The sequence below is a fragment of the Rhodanobacter sp. UC4437_H4 genome (assembly GCF_052978425.1).
The window spans coordinates 2,532,784-2,552,596 of the sequence record NZ_CM129673.1; the positions used below are offsets into that span (position 1 = coordinate 2,532,784).

At 69.2% G+C, this 19,813-nt stretch carries 15 protein-coding genes and 1 pseudogene; 7 read left to right on the forward strand and 9 right to left on the reverse strand.

The genetic code is table 11. The features are described from left to right. Positions 1-8: 8 nt before the first annotated feature. Together ACVCL3_RS11540 and ACVCL3_RS11545 are read right to left on the reverse strand one after the other, a co-directional pair. Positions 9-580 (reverse strand): annotated as a pseudogene (locus ACVCL3_RS11540) (NADPH-dependent FMN reductase). 36 nt (positions 581-616) lie between these two features. Next, entirely contained in the window at positions 617-1,228 is a 612-nt protein-coding gene (locus tag ACVCL3_RS11545; RefSeq protein WP_447101359.1) for an NAD(P)-dependent oxidoreductase, read from the reverse strand. 122 nt (positions 1,229-1,350) lie between these two features. Here ACVCL3_RS11545 and ygiD point away from each other — a divergent pair, with 122 nt between their 5' ends. The 3 genes from ygiD to ntrC all read left to right on the forward strand — a co-directional run bounded on the left by ygiD (position 1,351) and on the right by ntrC (position 4,756). Then, on the forward strand, positions 1,351-2,145 hold the full coding sequence (gene ygiD / locus ACVCL3_RS11550) for a 4,5-DOPA-extradiol-dioxygenase (protein ID WP_447101360.1): 795 nt from the start codon (positions 1,351-1,353) through the stop codon (positions 2,143-2,145). A gap of 138 nt (positions 2,146-2,283) precedes the next feature. Then, positions 2,284-3,294 carry a two-component system sensor histidine kinase NtrB gene (locus tag ACVCL3_RS11555; RefSeq protein ID WP_447101361.1) on the forward strand — a complete coding sequence of 337 codons (1,011 nt, stop codon included), beginning with the start codon at positions 2,284-2,286 and terminating at the stop codon, positions 3,292-3,294. Beyond that, entirely contained in the window at positions 3,287-4,756 is a 1,470-nt protein-coding gene (gene ntrC, locus ACVCL3_RS11560; RefSeq protein WP_447101362.1) for a nitrogen regulation protein NR(I), read from the forward strand. The genes ACVCL3_RS11555 and ntrC overlap by 8 nt, the downstream gene beginning before the upstream one ends. Positions 4,757-4,951: 195 nt before the next feature. Here ntrC and ACVCL3_RS11565 read toward each other — a convergent pair whose 3' ends face one another. Then, the gene (locus ACVCL3_RS11565; protein WP_447101363.1) at positions 4,952-8,800 is read right to left on the reverse strand and encodes a GH36-type glycosyl hydrolase domain-containing protein; all 3,849 of its coding nucleotides are present in this window, start codon (positions 8,798-8,800) and stop codon (positions 4,952-4,954) included. A gap of 281 nt (positions 8,801-9,081) precedes the next feature. Between ACVCL3_RS11565 and ACVCL3_RS11570 the strand changes: the two genes are divergently transcribed. From ACVCL3_RS11570 to ACVCL3_RS11585, 4 genes are all read left to right on the forward strand, one after another. Continuing rightward, positions 9,082-10,401, forward strand: a complete 1,320-nt coding sequence (locus tag ACVCL3_RS11570) for a glucoamylase family protein (RefSeq protein ID WP_447101364.1) — start codon at positions 9,082-9,084, stop codon at positions 10,399-10,401. Beyond that, positions 10,398-11,921, forward strand: a complete 1,524-nt coding sequence (locus ACVCL3_RS11575) for a mercuric reductase (RefSeq protein ID WP_447101365.1) — start codon at positions 10,398-10,400, stop codon at positions 11,919-11,921. The genes ACVCL3_RS11570 and ACVCL3_RS11575 overlap by 4 nt, the downstream gene beginning before the upstream one ends. Continuing rightward, on the forward strand, positions 11,917-12,912 hold the full coding sequence (gene gnd / locus ACVCL3_RS11580) for a phosphogluconate dehydrogenase (NAD(+)-dependent, decarboxylating) (RefSeq protein WP_447101522.1): 996 nt from the start codon (positions 11,917-11,919) through the stop codon (positions 12,910-12,912). Before ACVCL3_RS11575 ends, gnd begins: the two co-directional genes overlap by 5 nt. Positions 12,913-13,701: 789 nt before the next feature. Continuing rightward, positions 13,702-14,136: a hypothetical protein gene (locus ACVCL3_RS11585; protein ID WP_447101366.1), complete on the forward strand. Its 435-nt coding sequence runs from the start codon at positions 13,702-13,704 to the stop codon at positions 14,134-14,136. 119 nt (positions 14,137-14,255) lie between these two features. Here the strand turns inward: ACVCL3_RS11585 and ACVCL3_RS11590 are convergent, their stop codons facing one another. From ACVCL3_RS11590 to ACVCL3_RS11615, 6 genes are all read right to left on the reverse strand, one after another. Beyond that, positions 14,256-14,942, reverse strand: coding sequence for a hypothetical protein (locus tag ACVCL3_RS11590; RefSeq protein WP_447101367.1), 687 nt, complete (start codon positions 14,940-14,942; stop codon positions 14,256-14,258). 44 nt (positions 14,943-14,986) lie between these two features. Then, positions 14,987-15,745 (reverse strand): hypothetical protein, encoded by a 759-nt coding sequence (locus tag ACVCL3_RS11595; protein ID WP_447101368.1) that lies wholly within the window; start codon positions 15,743-15,745, stop codon positions 14,987-14,989. A gap of 551 nt (positions 15,746-16,296) precedes the next feature. After that, entirely contained in the window at positions 16,297-16,935 is a 639-nt protein-coding gene (locus tag ACVCL3_RS11600; RefSeq protein ID WP_447101369.1) for a nucleotidyltransferase domain-containing protein, read from the reverse strand. A 102-nt stretch (positions 16,936-17,037) separates the two neighbouring features. Further along, on the reverse strand, positions 17,038-17,583 hold the full coding sequence (locus tag ACVCL3_RS11605) for a DUF488 domain-containing protein (protein WP_447101370.1): 546 nt from the start codon (positions 17,581-17,583) through the stop codon (positions 17,038-17,040). A gap of 3 nt (positions 17,584-17,586) precedes the next feature. Continuing rightward, a complete protein-coding gene (locus ACVCL3_RS11610) occupies positions 17,587-17,799 on the reverse strand; it encodes a DUF2945 domain-containing protein (RefSeq protein ID WP_447101371.1) in 213 nt (70 codons plus the stop codon). A 69-nt stretch (positions 17,800-17,868) separates the two neighbouring features. Beyond that, positions 17,869-19,743: a phospholipase D-like domain-containing protein gene (locus ACVCL3_RS11615; protein ID WP_447101372.1), complete on the reverse strand. Its 1,875-nt coding sequence runs from the start codon at positions 19,741-19,743 to the stop codon at positions 17,869-17,871. Positions 19,744-19,813 lie beyond the last annotated feature (70 nt).

Here is a 19,813-nt window from a genome sequence, read left to right on the forward strand (position 1 = left end):
TGCCGGAGTCAGCTTTCCCGCGGCAGCACGGTGAGCACGCGTTCGATGAACACGTGCAGCTCCTTCATGTAGTTGGTCAGGAACTCGGCGGTGGACGGGTTGGTGACGTTGCCGTCCTCGTCGATCAGGCCCGGCTTGAACTGGAGGTACGCCTCCATCGTGTTCATCAGCGGCGAGTTGCAGAAGCACAGCACGCCGCGCAGTTGTTGCTGGGCGACCGCGGTGCCGATCGAGCCGGGCGAGGTGCCGATCACGGCGGACGGCTTGCGCGCGAACGAGTTCTTGCCCCACGGCCGGCTGGCCCAGTCGATCGCGTTCTTCAGCGCGCCGGGGATCGAGCGGTTGTATTCCGGCGTGACGAACAGCACCGCGTCGACCTCGGCGATCGCCTGCTTGAACGCGCGCGCCACCGCCGGGAAATCCGCGTCGTAGTCGTAGCTGTACAGCGGCAGGTCCCTATCGGGATCTCCACCAGCTCCAGTTGCGGCGCTGCCAGTTTTGCCAGCGCGTGGGCCAGCTGGCGGTTGATCGAGCCCTTGGCGAGGCTGCCGACGATGTAGCCAACCTTGTACTTGCTCATGGGATGTTCTCGTGGCGCGTGCGGTGAGGGCGCGGTTCAGTAGCCCGCCGTGAACCGCTGCCGGAGATGTTTCGGCGTTTCCAGTTCGTCGACGAGGGCGATCGCGTAGTCTTCCATCGAGATCCAGCTCTTGCCGCCGGCGTCGGTGAGCAGCGCATCGCCGCCGACGCGGAAGCTGCCGGTGCGTTCGCCGGGAGCGAACTCGGCCGACGGCGACAGGAAGGTCCAGTCGAGGTCGTGCTCGCCGCGCAAGGTGTCGAGGAAGCGGCGACCGCCCTCGGCCTCGAGCCGGTAGGCCGCGGGAAAGCCGGGCGTGTCGAGCAGGACGTGCCCCGGCGCCACTTCCAGCGTGGCGGCACCGCCGACCACCAGCAGCCGCCTGACCCCGGCCTGTTTCACCGCGGCGAGCAGTACGGCCGCTTCGCTGGTGGCGAACTTCAGCGCGCTGATCACCGCGTCGTGGCCGGCCAGCAGCGGGGCCAGTTGCGCGGGCTGGTCGGCGTCAGCGTTCTTCAGGACCAGGCCCGGCTGGCCGGCCAGCTTGCCGGTGTCGCGGGCGATGCCGGTGACGCGGTGGCCGCGGCGCAGCAGTTCGGCCAGCAGGCGTGAGCCGACGCGGCCGGTGACGCCGATCAGGGCGATGTTCATGCTTGCCTCCCTGGGGTGGTATCGCGCTGATGGTCGATGGCGTCGCGTCGGCGATCGGGCCAGACTAACGCCGCGAATGTAAGCAGTACGTGGATACGAATCGTCACTGCAGGAGTCCCCCGATGACTGAGCGGAACACCTCGACGCGCCTGCCGACGATCTTCTTCGGCCACGGCAATCCGATGAATGCGCTGCAGGACAACGACTGGAGCCGCGGCTGGGCCGCGCTCGGCCGCCGCCTGCCGCGCCCGCGCGCGGTGCTGTCGGTGTCCGCGCACTGGTACGTGCCGGCGACCCTGCTCACCGCGATGGCCCGGCCGCGCACGATCCACGATTTCGGCGGCTTTCCGCGCGAGCTGTTCGAGGTGCAATACCAGGCGCCGGGCGACCTCGACCTGGTGCGCCGCGTGCGCGAACTGCTGCAGCCGCTGGACGTGGGCGAGGATCGCTCGTGGGGGCTGGACCATGGCACCTGGTCGGTGCTGCGCCACGTCTATCCCGACGCCGACGTGCCGGTGGTGCAGCTGTCCATCGACGAGTCGCAGCCGCCAGCGTTCCACTACGGCCTGGGCCGCCTGCTGCGGCCGCTGCGCGACGAGGGCATCCTGCTGATCGGCAGCGGCGACGTGGTGCACAACCTGCACGCCTATGCTTGGGGCCGGCATCCGGCCGAGCCGTTCGACTGGGCGCTGCGCTTCGAGGCGAAGGCGCGCGAGCTGATGCTGCAGGGCGATCACCATGCGCTGGTGGACTACGAGGCGCTGGGTCGCGACGCGGAGCTGTCGATCCCCACGCCCGACCACTACCTGCCGCTGCTGTACGTGCTCGGCGCCAGCGACGAGGGCGACGCGGTGACGTTCCCGGTCGAGGGCATGGACGGCGGCTCGATCTCGATGCTGAGCGTGCAGTTCGGCTGAGCGTCGCACTGGGCGCGCACGGCCCGCCGCGCTCGACGGCAAGAAGCGGGCGGTGCCGCCGGGTTGCGGGGGGTCGTGCCTGCGGCGGGGCGGTCCCCGGCATTTGCACCAAACGGATACATTGCCCATGATGGTGCAATGAACGATCTCGCATGGCCGACATGGGCACAGCAGCTGGCAACCGGCATCGTGCTGGTCGACGCCCGGCTGCGCCTGCGCTGGCTCAATCCGGCGCTGGTCGAAGGGCTGGAACTGGGCGTGCGCCACCCGTTGGGGCAGCCGCTGACGTTGCTGTTTGCCGACGGTGACGAGGCTGCGGCGCGGGCGGCACGGGTGCTGGCCGCGCAGCGGCCGGCGCAGTGGCGCGCGGTGCCGCTGGCCGCCGCGAACGGCCGCGAGATCCGTGCGGACATCGCGCTGCAGCCGTTCGACGATGGCCTGCTGCTGGAGGTGCACGTGCTGGCCGAGCCGCTGTCGGCGAGCTCGCCGCTGTCGGCCACCCTGCGCGGTTTCGCGCACGAGGTGAAGAACCCGCTGGCCGGCCTGCGCGGCGCTGCGCAACTGCTGCAGCGACGGGTCGACAACGACGACCTGCAGGCGCTCGCCGGCATGATCATCGACGAGGCCGACCGGCTCGGCACGCTGGCCAATCGCCTGCTGCACCACGACGGCGCCGCGCGGCTCGGCCCGGTCAACATCCACCAATTGCTGGAGCGCCTCGCCGACCTGCTGCAGGCCGAGCCGGCGCCGCCGCAATGGCGCCACGACTACGACCCCAGCGTGCCGGACCTGCTCGGCGATGCCGATCGCCTGCACCAGCTGCTGCTCAACCTGGCGCGCAACGCGCTGGAAGCCGGCGCCCGCACGCTCACCCTGCGCACCCGCGTCGAACACGGCGTGCGCCTCGGTGAGCGGATGCTGCGCACGGCGCTGCGGCTGGAGCTGATCGACGACGGCGCCGGCATCCCGGCCGCGCTGCGCGACACCTTGTTCGAGCCGCTGGTCTCCGGCCGCGCCGACGGCACCGGCCTGGGCCTGGCGCTGTCCCGCGAGATCGCCCGCGAACACGGCGGCGAACTGCGCGGCGCCAGCCGTCCCGGCGAGACCGTGTTCACGCTGTACCTGCCGCTGGAGCGCGCGCATGACTGACCGGACGAAGATCCCCGCAGGAGCGCACCTCGTGCGCGATGCTCCTGCGTCACGCAACGACAAGCATCGCGCGCAAGGTCCGCTCCTGCAGGAAATCTGGATCGTCGACGATGACCGCGGCGTGCGCTTCGTGCTGGCCGAGGCCCTGCGCGATGCCGGCCTCGCGGTGCGCGAGTTCGGCGATGCCGAGGCGGCGCGCGCGGCGTTGCGCGACGAACGCCCCGCGCTGCTGCTCACCGACGTGCGCATGCCGGGCGAGGACGGCTTGAGCCTGCTGCACGACCTGCAGCAACGCGCGATCGGCCCGGTGATCGTGATGAGCGCCTACACCGACGTCGCCACCACGGCGGCAGCCTATCGCGCGGGTGCGGTGGATTACCTGGCCAAGCCGTTCGACCTCGATCACGCCGTGGCCGTGGTGCAGCGCGTGCTGGCCAGCGCGGCGAACGTGGCCGCGCCGGCTCCCGCCGCGCCGGTCGCCCGCCACGCCCTGCTCGGCGACAGCGCGCCGATGCGCGAGGTGTTCCGGCTGATCGGCCGCGTCGCCGCCAGCGACCTCAACGTGCTGGTCACTGGCGAAACCGGCACCGGCAAGGAACTGGTGGCGCGCGCGCTGCACGAGGAGAGCGCGCGCCGCGAGCAACCCTTCATCGCACTGAACACCGCCGCGATCCCCAGCGAGCTGCTGGAGAGCGAACTGTTCGGCCACGAGGCCGGCGCGTTCACCGGCGCCACCCGCCGCGTCGCCGGCCGTTTCGAGCAGGCCGAGGGCGGCACGCTGTTCCTCGACGAGATCGGCGACATGCCGCTGATCCTGCAGACGCGCTTGCTGCGCGTACTGGCCGGCGGCGAGTTCTACCGGGTCGGCGGGCGCGAACTGATCCGCTGCAACGTGCGCATCGTCGCCGCCACGCATCAGGATCTTTCCGCGCGCGTCGCCGCCGGCGCATTCCGCGCCGACCTGATGCACCGGCTGGACGTGGTGCGCATCGAACTGCCGCCGCTGCGCAGCCGCCGCGGCGACATCGCGCTGCTGGCGCAGCACTTCCTGGCCGCCACCGCGCAGGAACTGAAATTGTCGCCGAAGCGCTTCTCCAGGGCCGCACTGAAACTCGTCGCCCAGCGCGACTATCCCGGCAACGTGCGCGAGCTGGAAAACCTGTGCCGCCGGCTGGCGGTGATCGCGCCGGGCAGTGAAATCCTGCCCGGCGACCTGGGCGACGCTGCGGACACGGCACGCGGCGGCGAATGGACCGACGCATTGCGCGAGTGGGCCACGCAGGCGCTGGCCGATGGCGAGGCGGACATCCATGCCCGCGCCCGCGAAGCGCTCGACCAGACCCTGCTGCAGGCCGCGCTGCAGGCACACGAAGGGCATCGGCAGAACGCGGCGCAGGCGCTCGGCGTGGGACGCAACACGCTGACCCGCAAGCTCGGTGCCTCGCGCACGCGGCGACGTTGAGTTGGCCCGCGGCCGGCGGGCGGTGCCCGCCCTACACGGAACCCCTCTCGCCGTTCATCCTGAGCGTAGCCGCGCAGCGGCAAAGTCGACGGGTCGGGGCCGACGCGCGGCTTCGAAGCGGTGACGTAGGGCGGGCACTGCCCGCCGCTTTCGCGGATCGCGAATCCGGGAAAACCATCGCCCGCGAGCGGGCTCCTACGAGGGCGGATGGCCCAGCGTGATGCGCAGGCGGTGCGTCGCGCCATCGGTGGCGAGGGTGACGGGTTCGGCGGCGTCCAGCGTCTGGCCGTCCATTTCCACCCGTTGCACGCCGCGGCAGACGTGGTCGGGGTTCTGCACGCCGATCTCGTGAAGCGTGCCGCGATGCCGGTAGCTGATCCTGAAGCCGGGCCAGGCTTTGGGAATGCACGGATCGATGTGCAGCCGGTCGCCCCTCAAGTGGAAGCCGAGCAGCGCCTCCAGCCCGGCGCGGTAGAGCCAGGCGGCGGAGCCGGTGTACCAGGTCCAGCCGCCGCGGCCGATGTACGGTGCCACCGAATAGACGTCCGCACAGGCGACGTAGGGTTCGACCTTGTAGCGTTCGACGGCCTCGGGACTGTCGCTGTGACGGATCGGGTTGAGCAGGTCGAACAGGCCGCCGGCACGGTCGCCGTCGCCGAGCCTGGCCCAGGCGAAGATCGACCAGATCGCGCCATGCGTGTACTGCCCGCCGTTCTCGCGCACGCCGGGCGGGTAGCCCTTGATGTAGCCGGGGTCCTTCTTGCCGTCCTGGTCGAACGGCGGGGTGAACAGTCGCGCGAGCTTGTGCTCGTGGTCGATCAGCAGGCGGTCGACCGAATCCATCGCCTGCACCGTGTGTTCGCGGTCGGTTGCCTTGCCCAGCACGCTCCACGATTGCGCGATGGTGTCGATGCGGCATTGCTCGCTGTCCTTCGAACCCAGCGGCGTGCCGTCGTCGTAGTAGCCGCGGCGATACCACGCGCCGTCCCAGGACTGCTCCAGTGCCGTGCGCAGCGCCGTGGCGCAGTCGCGCCAGCGCGCCGCGCGCGCATCGCCGCGTGCGGCGGCCACCGGTGCCAGCGCGTCGATGGTGGCCAGCACGAACCAGCCCAGCCAGCTGCTTTCGCCACGGCCCTCCGCGCCGACCGCGTTCATGCCGTCGTTCCAGTCGCCGGTGCCGATCAGCGGCAGGCCGTGCGCGCCGCGGGTGAGGCTGGTGTCGATCGCCAGCGCGCAGTGCTCGTACAGCGTCGCCTGCCGGTCGGACACTTCGGGCTGGAAGAAGGCATCGGTGGCGCCGTCGGGGATCGCCTGGCCCTGCAGGAACGGCAGCTTTTCGTCCAGCACCGCGCGGTCGCCGCTGACCTCGACGTAATGCATCGCCACATAGGCCAGCCACACGCGATCGTCGCGGATCTTCGTGCGCACGCCCTGGCCGTGCGGCGGCAGCCACCAGTGCTGCACGTCGCCCTCGGGAAACTGGCGCCCGGCGGCGCGCAGCAGGTGCTCGCGCGCCAGGTCGGGGCGGCTCACGCACAGCGCCATCACGTCCTGCAACTGGTCGCGGAAGCCCCAGGCGCCGCTGGCCTGGTAGTACGCGGTGCGCGCCCACAGGCGGCAGGCGGTGACCTGGTACAGCAGCCAGTCGTTGAGCAGGATGTCGAGCGCGCGGTCGGGCGTGCCGACCTGCACGGTGTCGAGCAGGTCGTTCCATTGCGTCGCGATGCGGGTGAGCAGGTCGTCGACATCGACGTGGCGGTACTTCGCCACCAGCGCGCGCGCGGCGTTCTCGTCGCCGCCTTCGCCGAGCAGGAAGATCAGATCGAGTTGCGTGCCCGGCGGCAGTTCCACGCGCGTCTGCAGCGCGCCGCACGGGTCGAGTCCGGCGCCGAGGCGACCGTCCAGCGGGTGGTCGTGATGCAAGGCCGCCGGCTGCGCGGTGCTGCCCAGCGCGCCGAGGAAACTCGCCCGGTCGCCGCTGAGCGACTGCTGCGCGCCGGCCAGGTCGAAGAACGCCACGCGCTCGCCGAAATCGGCGCGCCAGCGGTTGCGGGCGAACAACGCGCCGCTGGCCGCGTCGCGCGCGGTCGCCACGAACGGCGCCGGCGTGCTGCCGTTGGCGCCGAGCGCCCATTCCACGTAGCCGGTGATCGACAGCCGCCGCGTGCGGCCGGACCGGTTGACCAGGCGCAGCCGCGACAGCTTGACCGGATCGTCCGGCGCCACGCACACGGTCAAGGCCAGCGCGATGCCGTGGGCGTCGTTGCAGAGTTGCGTCCAGCCCTTGCCGTGCGTCGCCGTGCAGCGCGCGCCGGGCACGCGGATCGGCAGCGCGCCGGCGCTCCACAGCTCGCCGTTGTCCCTGTCGCGCAGGTAGATGATGTCGTGCGGTTGATCGCTGACCGGGTCGTTCGGCCACGGCGTCAGCGCGTTCTGCTGGCTGTTGGTCGACCAGCTGTAGCCGCCGCCCTCGGCGGTGACGGTGCAGCCGAAATGCGGGTTGGCCAACACGTTGGTCCACGGCGCAGGCGTGGGGCGCGCGTCATCCAGCTCGATGCGGTAGGCACGGCCATGCTCGATGAAACCGCCGTGGCCGTTGGGAAACTCCTGCACCGGCTCGTCCGGTGCGACGACCGCGGCGGGCGTCCCGGCGCGGATCGGCGCAGAGGCGGCTGACGTCGCGGCGGCGGGTGCAGCGGTGGCCACGGTGTCGGCGTCGACCACCACGCGCGCGGCGGCGAGCAAGGCGTCGCGCTGGTCGGCGGCGATGGCATCCTCGCGCAGGCAGAACAGCTCCACCTTGGGCAAGCCTTCGCAGCCCTTCAGTTGCGCCTGCTGCGCGTCGATGCGCGGCGCCAGGGCAGCGCGCGTGGCGTCGTCCTCGCCGAGGCGATCGAGCACCACCACGTCCACCGCCAGTTGCTGCGCGCGCCACCAGCGCTGCGCCAGCAGCAGCGCATCCAGCCGCTGCAGCGCCGCGGCACCGTCCGCGCGCAGCAGTGCGATCGGGCGATCGCCGGAGATGCTCAGCCCCCACAGCGCCGGTGCGCCGCCGTGACCGCGCGCGCGATCGTCCGGCGCGGCGCGCTGACTCGCATCGCTGACCAGCAGCGCATCCTGCCAGCGGGCGAAGCACGCGGCCTGCGCATCGTCGATGCCGAGTTGCTGGCGTTGCCCGCGGGCGCGTGCTGCGGCATCGGTGAACAATTGCTCGGCGGCCTGCGCATCCTGCATGCGCGCGTGCAGCGCGAGCGCGCCCTCGCGCGAGTCGGCCAGCTGCGTCCACAGCAGCAGTACGACGCGGGCGCCCGGCGCGAGGGTGAAGCTCCGGCGCAGCGCCCATACCGGGTCGAGCACGCAGCCGGTGGTGCCGGACAGCGCCACGCCGGGAGCCATCGCGCACGCATCGCGCAGCGTGCGGCCGCGGCCGAGGAAGCGCGCGCGGTCGGTCTCGCGCTCGGGCGCGCCGGCGGTGTCGCCGAGCAGTTGCAGGGCCTGCGCCGCCCATACCGTGGCCTGGCTGTCGCTGCGCTTGCGCCGGGTGGCCAGCAGCAGTTGGCGCGCGTCATCCCAGTCGGTCTGCACGAACATCTTGGAGTACGCCGGGTGGCTGTCGTCGTCGCCGCGCGGGCCGAGCACCAGTTCGGCGTAGCTGGTCAGCGACACGCGGCGATGGCGGTCGCCGTGGTTGCTCAGTACCAGCCGGCGCAGTTCGAGGTCGGCGTCGGCCGCCACCGCGACATCGAGCTCGTGGTGCAGCAGCTGGTGGCGGCCGGCGTAGTGCGCCAGCCCGGGCGCGAAGCGCACCACATCGTCCGGACGCGACACGCCCAGCGGTTGCGCGGTGACCGACCACACCGCGCCGTCGTCTTCGTCGCGCAGCAGCAGGAAGCTGCCCCAGGGATCGGTGACCGGGTCCTCGCGCCAACGCGTCACCGCCAGTTCGCGCCAGCGCAGGAAGCCGGCGCCGTTGGGGCCCAGCATGGTGGTGAGGCGACCGTTGCCGAGCAGGTGGCGGGGCGGTGGGGATGCATCGGTGGACATGCGGACGGCTCCTGCGGCTGCGGTGCAGTCGGATCGGACGAGGGGGCGAATGGCATGCGCATGAGCGCAAAAACCTGCGAGCCGGTCATGCCCGCGCAAGCGAAAGGTTCCCGCCCTGCGCGGGCATGGCGCGCGTCCAGGCCATTCGGCGAAACCGCTCCAGCCTGCGGCGCGCGTCGGCAATGCAACGTGAAAGTGCCGCTCTACACGCCACGCACGCACTTGTCGTCGCACACTGGCAGGCAGTTTGCCGTTCCACCCCAGCTGCCAGGATGCCGCCGATGACCACGCTGTGCTCGCTCTCCGATGACGCCATGCTCGACCGCCTGCAGCGCGCCGCGTTCGGCTACTTCACGGAGACGATGAACCCGCGCAACGGGCTGATCCCCGACACCTCGCGGCCGCACTCGCCGGTGAGCATCGCGGTGGTGGGCTTCGCGCTGTCGTGCTATCCCGCGGCGGTCGCGCGCGGCTGGATCGAGCGCGCCGAGGCGGTGCGCCGCAGCCTGCTGGCACTGCGCTTCTTCCACGACAGCGACCAGAGCGGCAGCCCCGCGGCCACCGGCTACAAGGGCTTCTACTACCACTTCCTCGACATCGACAGCGGCGCGCGGGTGTGGCAATCGGAGTTGTCGATGATCGACAGCGCGCTGCTGATCGCCGGCATGCTCACCGTCGCCACCGCGTTCGACGGCCCCGGCGCGGAGGAAACCGAGCTGCGCGAACTGGCCGATGCGCTGTACCGGCGCGTCGACTGGCGCTGGTCGCAGGACGATGCGCGCACCATCTACCAGGGCTGGAAACCGGAGAGCGGCTACCTGCACTACGGCTGGGAGGGCTACAGCGAGGCGATCGTGCTGTACGCGCTGGCGCTGGGCTCGCCCACCCATCCGATCCCGGCCGACTGCTACGCCGGCTGGACCGCGACCTACCAGTGGGAGAACCTGTACGACCAGGACTTCCTCTACGCCGGCCCGCTGTTCGTGCACCACTACTCGCAGGCGTGGCTGGACCTGCGCGGCGTGCGCGACCGGTTCATGCGCGAAAAAGATTCCGACTATTTCGAGAACAGCCGCCGCGCGGTGGCCGTGCAGCGCCGCTACGCCGAACTCAACCCGCAAGGGTTCATCGGCTACGACCGCAACTGCTGGGGCCTGTCCGCCTGCGACGGCCCCACCGACGAACAGCTCGACGTGGCCAACGAGCAGCGCCACCTGTTCGGCTACGCCGCGCGCGGCGTGCCGTATGGCCCCGACGACGGCACGCTGTCGCCGCCGGCGGTGCTGGCCTCGCTGCCGTTCGCGCCGACGCAGGCGCTGGCGGCGCTGCGCACCATGCTGCTGCGCCATCCGCAGATCCTCGGCGCCGATCGCCTGGCCACCAGCTTCAACGCCAGCGTGGACGGCGGCGATGGCGGGCCATGGATCTCGCCGGGGCATTACGGGCTGGACCAGGGCATCGTCTTCATGATGATCGAGAACCATCGCAGCGAGTCGATCTGGCGCCTGATGCGCGGCTGCCACCCGCTCGCCAGCGGCCTGCGCAAGGCCGGGTTCAGCGGCGGCTGGCTCGACGCGCCGGTCGGAGGAGTCCGCCAATGAGTACCCGCTACGACGCCAGCATCACCACTCCGCACGACGACTGGGAACGCGAACGCCTCGCCGCGGCGGGGCCGACCTCATGGGTCAATCCCGTGCCGGACGCGCCGTACCAGTTGGTGATCCTCGGCGCCGGCTCGGCCGGACTGGCCGCGGCGGAAGCGGCTGCCGCGCTGGGCGCGCGCGTGGCGCTGGTCGAACGCCACCTGCTCGGCGGCACCTGCTTCAACACCGGCTGCGTGCCGTCCAAGAGCCTGCTGCGCAGCGCCGCGGTGTACGCGCAGATGCGCGACGCCGCGCGCTACGGTGCGCAGGCGCCGGCCGCGATCACGGTGGATTTCGCCGCCGCGATGGCGCGCCTGCGGCGCATCCGCAGCCACCTCGCCGGCACCGTCTCGGTGCGCCACCTGGTTCAGCGCGGCGTCGACGTGTTCTTCGGCAATGCGCAGTTCACCGGGTCGGACAGCCTTGCCGTCAACGGCCAGCCGTTGCGGTTCCGCCGCGCCATGGTCGCCACCGGTGCGCGCCCGCAGATCCCCGATCTCCCCGGCCTCAAGCAGGCGGGTTTCCTCACCAACGCCACCGTGTTCGACCTGACCGAGCTGCCGCCGCGGCTGCTGGTGATCGGCGGCGGCCCGCTGGGCTGCGAGCTGGCGCAGGCGTTCGAACGCTTCGGCGCCAAGGTCACCATCGTGCAGAACATGCCGCTGTTCCTGCCGCACGAGGAGCGCGACGCGGCGCAGACCCTGTCCGAGGCGTTTGCCCGCGACGGCATCGAGGTGCGCCTCAACACCGAGGTGGTCGCGATCCGTACCGAGGGTGCGGAGAAGGTGGTCGACCTGGTCACCGACGACTACCACAGCACGATCCGCGTCGACGCGATCCTGGCTGGCGTCGGGCGCCGCCCGAACGTGCACGGGCTGGCGCTGGAGGCCGCCGGCATCGACTACGACGAGACCGCCGGCATCACCGTCGACGACCACCTGCGCACCAGCAACCGGCGCATCTTCGCCGCCGGCGACGTTTGCCTGGAAGCCAAGTTCACCGACATCGCCGAGGAATCGGCGCGCATCGGCGTGCGCAACGCGCTGCTCGGCGGACGCGAGCGACTCAGCGAACGGGTGGTGCCGTGGTGCACTTATACCGATCCGGAGATCGCCCACGTCGGCCTGTACGTGCGCGAGGCGAACGCGCGCGGCATCCCGATCAAGACCTACACCATCCCGATGCACCAGGTCGATCGCGCGATCACCGACAGCGAGCAGGACGGCTTCGTCAAGCTGCACGTCAGCGAAGGCAGCGACCGCATCCTGGGCGCCACCATCGTCTCGCGCGACGCCGGCGACATGATCAGCCAGGTCACCCTGGCGATGGTCGCCGGCGTGGGCCTGCGCACGCTGGCGAAAGTGATCCACGCCTACCCGACCAAGACCGAGGCGATCCGCCTCGCCGCGATGGCGTACAACCGTCGCCGGCTGAGCGGCCGCCTGCTGGCGCGCCTGCGCCGCTGCCTGCCGCATTGAGCGTGCGCGGTCATCTCACGCGCGCTTATCGCCCGACCACCTAGAATCGCGAAATTCCACTCTCCACTTCACGCAAGGAGCTTCCATGCAACTGGGCATGATCGGTCTCGGCAAGATGGGCGCCAACATGGCGCAAAGGCTGCTCAATGGCGGTCACCAGGTCACCGGCTTCGACCCCAACGCAGACGCGCGCAAGCAGCTGGAAGGCAAGGGCGGCGGTTCGGCCGCTTCGCTCGAGGCACTGGTGCAGGCCTTGCCCGCGCCGCGCGTGCTGTGGCTGATGGTGCCCTCGGGCAAGGTCACCGACGACACCGTCGCCGCGTTGCTGGCGCTGCTGGACAAGGGCGACACGATGATCGACGGCGGCAATTCCAACTACAAGGATTCGCTCGGCCACGCGGCCAAGTGCAAGGACAAGGGCGTCAACTACGTCGACTGCGGCACCAGCGGCGGCGTGTGGGGCCTGGCCGAGGGCTACAGCATGATGGTCGGCGGCGACGAGCAGGTCGTCGAAACCCTGCGCCCGATCTTCGAGACGCTGGCGCCCGGCAAGGACCAGGGCTGGGGCCGCGTCGGCCCGGCCGGCTCCGGCCACTTCACCAAGATGGTCCACAACGGCATCGAATACGGCCTGATGCAGGCCTACGCCGAAGGCTTCTCGATCCTCAAGCACAAGCAGGAGTTCGGCCTGGACCTCGCGCAGGTCGCCGAGATCTGGCGCTACGGCAGCGTGGTGCGCTCCTGGCTGCTGGACCTGGCCGCCGACGCGCTCAAGAAAAACCCGCAGATGGACGGCGTCGCCCCCTACGTGGTCGACTCCGGCGAAGGCCGCTGGACCGTCGACGCGGCCATGGAACTGAGCGTATCGGCCCCCGTCATCACCCTCTCGCTGATGGAACGCTACCGCTCCCGCGACGACGACTCGTTCGCCGACAAGCTGCTGTCGTCGCTGCGCAACGAGTTCGGCGGGCACGCGATCAAGAAGGAGTGAGGCTGGCGCGTCGCGTCGGCTGCGGGGACCAGCCTCCCCGCACTCCGTCATGCCTGTGAAGGCAGGCATCGCACTTCGCCCGACGACGAGCCCCTTCGCAGGAGCACGCTCGCGCGCGATGCTCTTGTTGCACTACAAAGCGAAGAGCTTTCGTCTGCCTTCGGCAGCCGAGTCACTTTCTCTTTGCGTGGCCAACGGCGGCGTAGGGCGGGCACTGCCCGCCGGCTTTCCCCGCATTCAGAATCAAGAGCGGTCGATCGCCTTCGGCGACCGAGTCACTTTCTCTTTGCGTGGCCAAAGAGAAAGTAACCAAAGAGAAAGGCCACCCCGCTTGGCGCTTGTTGGGCTTCCTGCCCAACAAGTCCGTGAGCCGGGGCCGGGCTTTTCGACAGCACATCCATGTGCTGGCGAAAAGGCATCGGCATCCATGCCGATGCCCGCTACGCGGCCTGTCGACCCCGCCTCACCGCCGCACAGGGGCCCCGAGTAAAGCAGCGGGCCATCCTGGCCCGCACTCTTCAGAAGAGCCGGCTCCCCCGCCTCCCTGTACTCCCTGCGTATCTCCACACACTCCGTCATGCCTGCGAAGGCAGGCATCGAACTTCGCCCGCCGCGCAAGACGACGAACGCACCTACGGGAATCCGTGCGGGCGATGCCCGAAGTGCTCCCGAGCCCTCGCACCCTCGCCCGAACGACCGCACCTCCCGAACCGTTCGCGCTGAGCGTAGGCCGCGCAGCGGCCGGAGTCGAAGCGGCCTGTCGCACGGGATCTCAAGAAACAGAAGAAGGTGGCGAATCCCGGTGGCGAGGTTCAACCGATCGGCACGGACGTGGACGGACTCGCCGGGGAGTGCCGGAACCCCGGCGGGGACGCGGCGAAGCTCGGCGAGGAGGTCGGGAACCCTGGCGGGGATGTGGCGAAGGTCGGTGAGGAGGTCCGGAACCTCGGCGGGGATGTGGTGAAGCTCGGCGAGGACGTCGGGAATCTCGGCGGGGACTTGGCGAAGGTCGGCGAGGAGGTTGAGAACTTCGGCAGGCAGGTTTGCAGCTTAGGCGTCGAGCGGATGACTCCCGGCGTCGACGTCCTGCAGGTCCCGATAAACCTTCAAAGGCCCGGCGGCGCGGTCGTCGACCGCCCCGCCGGGCTGCGGATCAGGCGGCGGCCGGTTCCGGCGCCGTGCGATCCGCAAACGAGTCAGGTTCATTTCCGTTCTGAGGACTAAATGAACCCGACCCCTTTGTCTGGTTAGTAGCCCCTCGTGCCATTCCATGTCGTCGATCAAGCTGTGAGCGCAGGCCGGCCCGACGACGACCCTAGGCGATGCGGCGACCGGTAACGAACTCAGGGCCGGTTACGAAGCTCGTCGTTCACAGAATTGCCGATGGTCAGTATCAGGCCCTCTTGCCGCTGGAATTCCTCGATCAGAGTAGGGCGAACCCACTTCGCCGGATAGGCCACTTCATCGTAAGTGAAAGGGTTGAATCGCAGGCCGTGTTCGACCGCGTCCGACTCGAAGTTCACCGAGTAGGCCACCTCTATGATGGAACGGTGCTTGGAGTGGTTATTCAGCGCCGCCAGGAACGTGAAGCCCGGATCGTCCAGTAGGACACTCAGCCCATCCTTGATGGGCCCTTCAGCGAGCTTCTTGCTCACCTTGGACCACGTGATGTCGCGCTCTTTATCGATACGAGTGGCTGGGTCCAAGTTGGCGCCCAAGACGTAGTAAGCGAAGTGGACCATGTTATCGACGACCGCATGCATGCTCTGGACGCAGGCGACCGTGTGCGCGTACGCATGAAATCGCGCGGTGGCGAACTGCTGCTCGTCGGTGTCGAACGCCCCCAGAAGCGCGGCGCTCAGCTCAGAGGTTTTGTGTCCCCGAAGGACATCCTCCATCCGGCCTTTGGCTTCGTTGAAGTGGTAACGACTGAACTCGCGCCGGTCGCGAATGGTCCGCAAACACTGGTTGACGGTGCGCAGCTGCTCTTCGCCGAACAGCCGCTCTACGTGCCCCCGAAGTTCTTTCAAGTCCCATCTCATCAGGAAGCCGCAAAAGGCGAGCGTGCAAAAAGTCAATCAACTTCCGCGCGCTCCTCATACGAGTAGGGCTTGCCCAGGTATTTGCCTGAGTAATCCATCGCGCCGGTCAAGAAGTAGTGCGCCACCCGACTGCACGCGTCGATGGACGTGTCTAGATAGATGCAAAATGCCAAGCCGGCTTGCGGAGCCAGCATGCCCATTTCCTCCAGCACGGCGCGCAGCGCCGTGAGGTCTGAGAACGGGCCAATGTGCGCGTCCATGCCCTTGGGGCGCAGCATCGCAAACCCGTCGGGCGTTGGGTGCCCGGCCAGCGTGGAGAACTTGATGTAAATGGCCTTGCGTCGGCTCTCACTCCATCCCGCGTCGTCGTCGAGAATCTTGCGGACGGCTGCAGGACTGAAATCCCGCATGAGGGTACGCCGATCCGCCTTGCGCCACTTCTCGACGAGTGCGCGGTTCAAATGGAAGGCGTTGACTAGGCTGGTGGTCTCTACGATGTCACGCAGGATGAGCGCGGCCGCCTGGTAGTAGCCTGAAGCCATGAGCTTCCACGCGGTGGCAAAGCCGTTGAACGTGCGGATGCCCAGGTGGCTGAGGGCGCGTTCGTCGTCGTCGGCCGTGTAGTGCTGGCGCAGCATGTCCATCACGTCCATGGCGCGTTCGGTGATGTCCAAGTGAGCCACCAGGTCGGGGTTGGTTTCGACCAGATGCACCGCGCGCTGGCGCAACTCTTCTTCGCCTTGGTGAAGCAGCAACAGGTTTGTGGGGACCTTAGCATTGGAGACGGGCATGGCCGCATGGTAGCCCAGTGCTACACGGTCATCCCGATACCAGTCTGGACCGGTGCCATTAGGTGGCATTCGACACGTTAATTGGGGCGAAGTCTGATGGCTGCTGGTGGACTGCTTATGGCCGACAGAGACGTCTCATTTGCCCGCTGCGCTCTGCTCTCGCGACCGCGCAGCGGTTGCACACCGAGTGCGGGCCAGGATGGCGCGCTGCTCTACCCGGGGCCCCTGTGCGGCGGTGAGTCGGGGTCGGCAGGCCGCGCAGCGGGCATCGGCATGGATGCCGATGCCTTTTCGCCAGGGCAGGATGCCCTGTCGAAAAGCCCGGCCCCGGCTCACGGACTTGCCGCCCAGGATGGGCGGCAAGCGCCAAGCGGGGTGGCCTTCTCTTTTGGTTACTTTTCTCTTGGCCACGCAAGAGAAAAGTGACTCGGTCGCCGAAGGCGATCGAACGCTCTTGCCTTTGGATGCAACCAGAGCAAGGGCGTCGCGCACAGGGGTGCGTTCCTACAGAATGTGCGCCCGACCTTGATGCTCACTGACCGGTCAGGTTCTCAAGCGGTGAGGTCATGCTCACTCCCGATCACCCACAGCCGTGGTTGTGCCAATACGCGGGTCACGAAGCTGTTGCCCGCGGCGAGGCGCTTGCGCAGCTCGGCGCGGGTATAGAGCGTGGGATGGATCTCGCGGCCCAGGCGTTCGATCAACGGATGCAGGGCGGCCATGACGTCCGCATAGGCCAGTGCATCGGACACCAGCATCAGGTCGATGTCGCTGGCCGCGGTGTCGGTGCCCTTGGCCACCGAGCCATACACGAAGGCCACCGAGATGCGCGAAGCCAGCGGCGCCAGCGCTTCGCGCAAGGGAGCAACAAGGCCGAAGGTCTTGCGCGCGATGGACACCAGTTCGGCATGGATCGGCGCGGCGGGATCGGCGCGATAGCGCTTCTGGTTGCCGACGGGTTCCATCGTGAGCAGGCCGCTGCCGGCCAGCCGGGCGACCTCGCGTTGCACCGCGCCGCTGCCGGCACCGGTGGTCTGGATCAGTTCGCTGACGGTGAAGCTGCGATCGGGCTGGCCGAACAGGCAGCCGAGGACGCGCTGTTGGGTGGTGGTGAACAAGGCGTCGGACAGGCTGGTGCTGGCGTAAAGCGCCGCGGCCTCGCTGATTCCACGGGTAGCCTTTTTGCCCATATTGGGTATGGTAATGCCCGAAATGGGCATCCGCAAGGCGGTGGCACGGTGCGATGCCTGCCTTCGCAGGCATGACGGGACGGGTGGTCTGATGCAGGCGCGCTACAGCAACTCCCCCTGCGCTGCCGCATAACTCAACCGCCCATCCACCACGCGCGCCGCCGACGTATACGGGTGCACGGTGGTGTGGGTGGCGTCGAGGATGTGGATGACTTCGATGCCGCGCAGCTTGAGCACGTCGGAGACGATGGAGCGGTGGCAACGCCACCAGACCACTTCGGCGCACATCATGGCGGTGCGCTGGCGGGCGGCGAGTTGCAGCAGTTCGGCGAGGCCGTCGGCGAATTCCGCGGTGGCGGTGTAGTCGGCGTAGCCCTGGAAGGAGGCGTTGCGCCAGGCGGTGTTGGGCGAGTCGGGTTGCACCTTGCGGCGGCCTCCGAGTCTGGGAATCCACTGGTAGGCGATGCCGTGGGCGGGCAGCGACGCGGCGAGCGCCTCGCTGGCAAAGTGCGGGTGGCGGCGCGAGCCGGGGAAGCGGCGCACGTCGGCGATGGCCTGGATGCGGTATTCGTCGAGCAGGCCGAGGAACTCCTCCAGCGGACGGGTGGAGTGGCCGATGGTCCAGATCGTGGCGGGGGTGGCGGGCATCGCTCAGTCGATCTTGTGCAACGCCGCGCCCTTGTGCATGGCGACGTGGTCGGTCTTGTCGCTCTTGATCTCGTACTGCGGATCGTCCTCGCTGCAGTGGCGGGGGTGGCCCTTGTACTCAGTGTCGCGGGTGTGCACCTTGATGATCTTGCCGCTGACGTGGCCGGCCTCGGAGTTCCAGCGCACGTGGTCGCCGACCTTGAATGCATGGCTCATGGTTGCGTGTCTCCTGACGTGACTCGAACCCCATTGAACGACGCCGCACGTGCAGGCGAGGTCAGCGCGCTACAGGATGCCCTTGGCGCTGCTGCCGAAGGCGGTGATCAGGCGGGTGATGACCCACTTCGGCGACAGGTTGACGTCGGGGAAGTCGCCGACCGGTTGGTAGCATGCGTAGAAGCGCGGGTCGCTGGCGCGCAGCGGCGGGCAGCCGGGCTTGAGGTCGAAGCTGGTGGCGTAACGGAACGGCCACAGGTCGAAGAACGGCAGGCTCTCGGAGACCGTGCCGATGGCCTGGTTGATGTCGGTGAGCACCGGCACCACCGGACGGCGCGGCGCGATCACCCAGGCGTTCTGCGGCTCGGTGTCGCGCAGGATGGCCTGGCGCAGTTCGTCGGCGAAGGCGTGGTCGTAGACGATCACGCCGGCCTCGGTGTTGTAGTGGTCCGAGCGCGGGTCGAAGTTGTGCGAGCCGACCATGCTGAAGTCGTCGTCGATCACGATCGACTTGGCGTGCAGGCCGGAGCGCCGGCCCTCGCTGCGCAGCGGCGCCGGGCGGTTGCCGCTGCCGCTGCCGAGCAGGTGGAAGCGCGTGCGCGAGGCCCTGGCGGGGGTGGCGGTGGCGGCCGGCACCTGCGCGGTGTCGGCGTCCAGGTTGGCCAGTTCGTAGTCCACCGCGGGGCCGGGCGCGTGCGGCTTCAGCTCGTGAATTTCGAAGCCGAACTTCTTCAGGTAGCGCTTGCGGTGCTTGTACGACATCGCGTAGACGGCGAACGCGTCGGTGGAGGCCAGCGAGTTGGTCGACACGATCACCCGCGGCGGGTCGGCGCGCCGGTGCAGGCGGCGGAAGATGCCCTGGGCGCGCCGGCTCATCACCAGGTACGGCGTCTGCAGCAGTACCTCGTGGCGGGCCTGGCCGATCATCTGCATGATGTGGCGGGTGAACGCCGCGGTGCGCTTGCCGCCGGGATCGTCGGTTTTTGCCGGCAGGTCGCTGAAGTATTCGACGTTGCCGACCTGCAGCGACGGTTCCACCAGCCACGCCCGCAGCCAGGCCGGGTCCTCGGCGGCCTGCAGCAGCTGGGCGACCCGCTGGGGTTTTCGATAATGCGGTTGGGGCCAGCTCGGCGCGGCGCGGTCGGCGACGATGCGCTGGTTGACGTCGCGCAGGTGGGTCAGCGGCACCGCGCGCTTGTGCCGCCAGAACAGCTCGAAGCTGCTGGCCATCGCGGTGGCGGCGGGACCGCCGACCATCACGTCGCGGTCGACGTAGTTGAAGGTGTCGTCCCAGTTGAAGTAGCGGTCCTGGTAGTTGCGCCCGCCGGTGATGCCGATGGCGTCGTCCACCAGCAGCAGCTTGTTGTGCATGCGCTGGTTGAACTGCATGAAGCAGCACAGCACGCCGGCGGCGAAATCCAGCGGCGGCGTGCGCGCCTTGTGGAAGGTCGGGTTGTACAGCCGCACCTTGAGGTTGGCGCTGGCGCGGGCCAGCGCGTCGAGCAGGTCGGGGTCGTTGAAGGAGAACAGCTGGTCGGCCAGGATGCGCACCTGCACGCCGCGGCGCGCGGCGCGCACCAGTTCGTCCAGCACCAGCTGGCCGACGTCGTCCTGGCTCCAGATGTAGGTCTGCACGTCGATCGAGCGCCGTGCGGCGCGGATCAGGTTGATCCGCGCGGCCAGCGCCGGCTCGCTGTCGCCGAGCAGGGTGACCACGTGCACCGGGTGCCCGGCGGTGGATTCGGCCAGCGCCTGGTCGGCGGCCTGCAGCAGCGGGGAGGGCTGCGCGCAGTGGTCGGCCTGGTGGCAGGTTTGCTGGCGGTCGACGGTGGCCGCCACCACCGCGTCGGCGCGGCGAATCTGCGCCTTGGACAGCGTGCAGCCCTGCAGCACGGTGGCCAGCAGGAGCAGCGGCAGGGCGAGGCGGCGAAGGTCGCGGAACATCGCCGCATGATAACGGTTGTGTGCCACCGTCCCGTGACGATGCGCGGCGTGTGGGGCGCCAGCGAAGGTG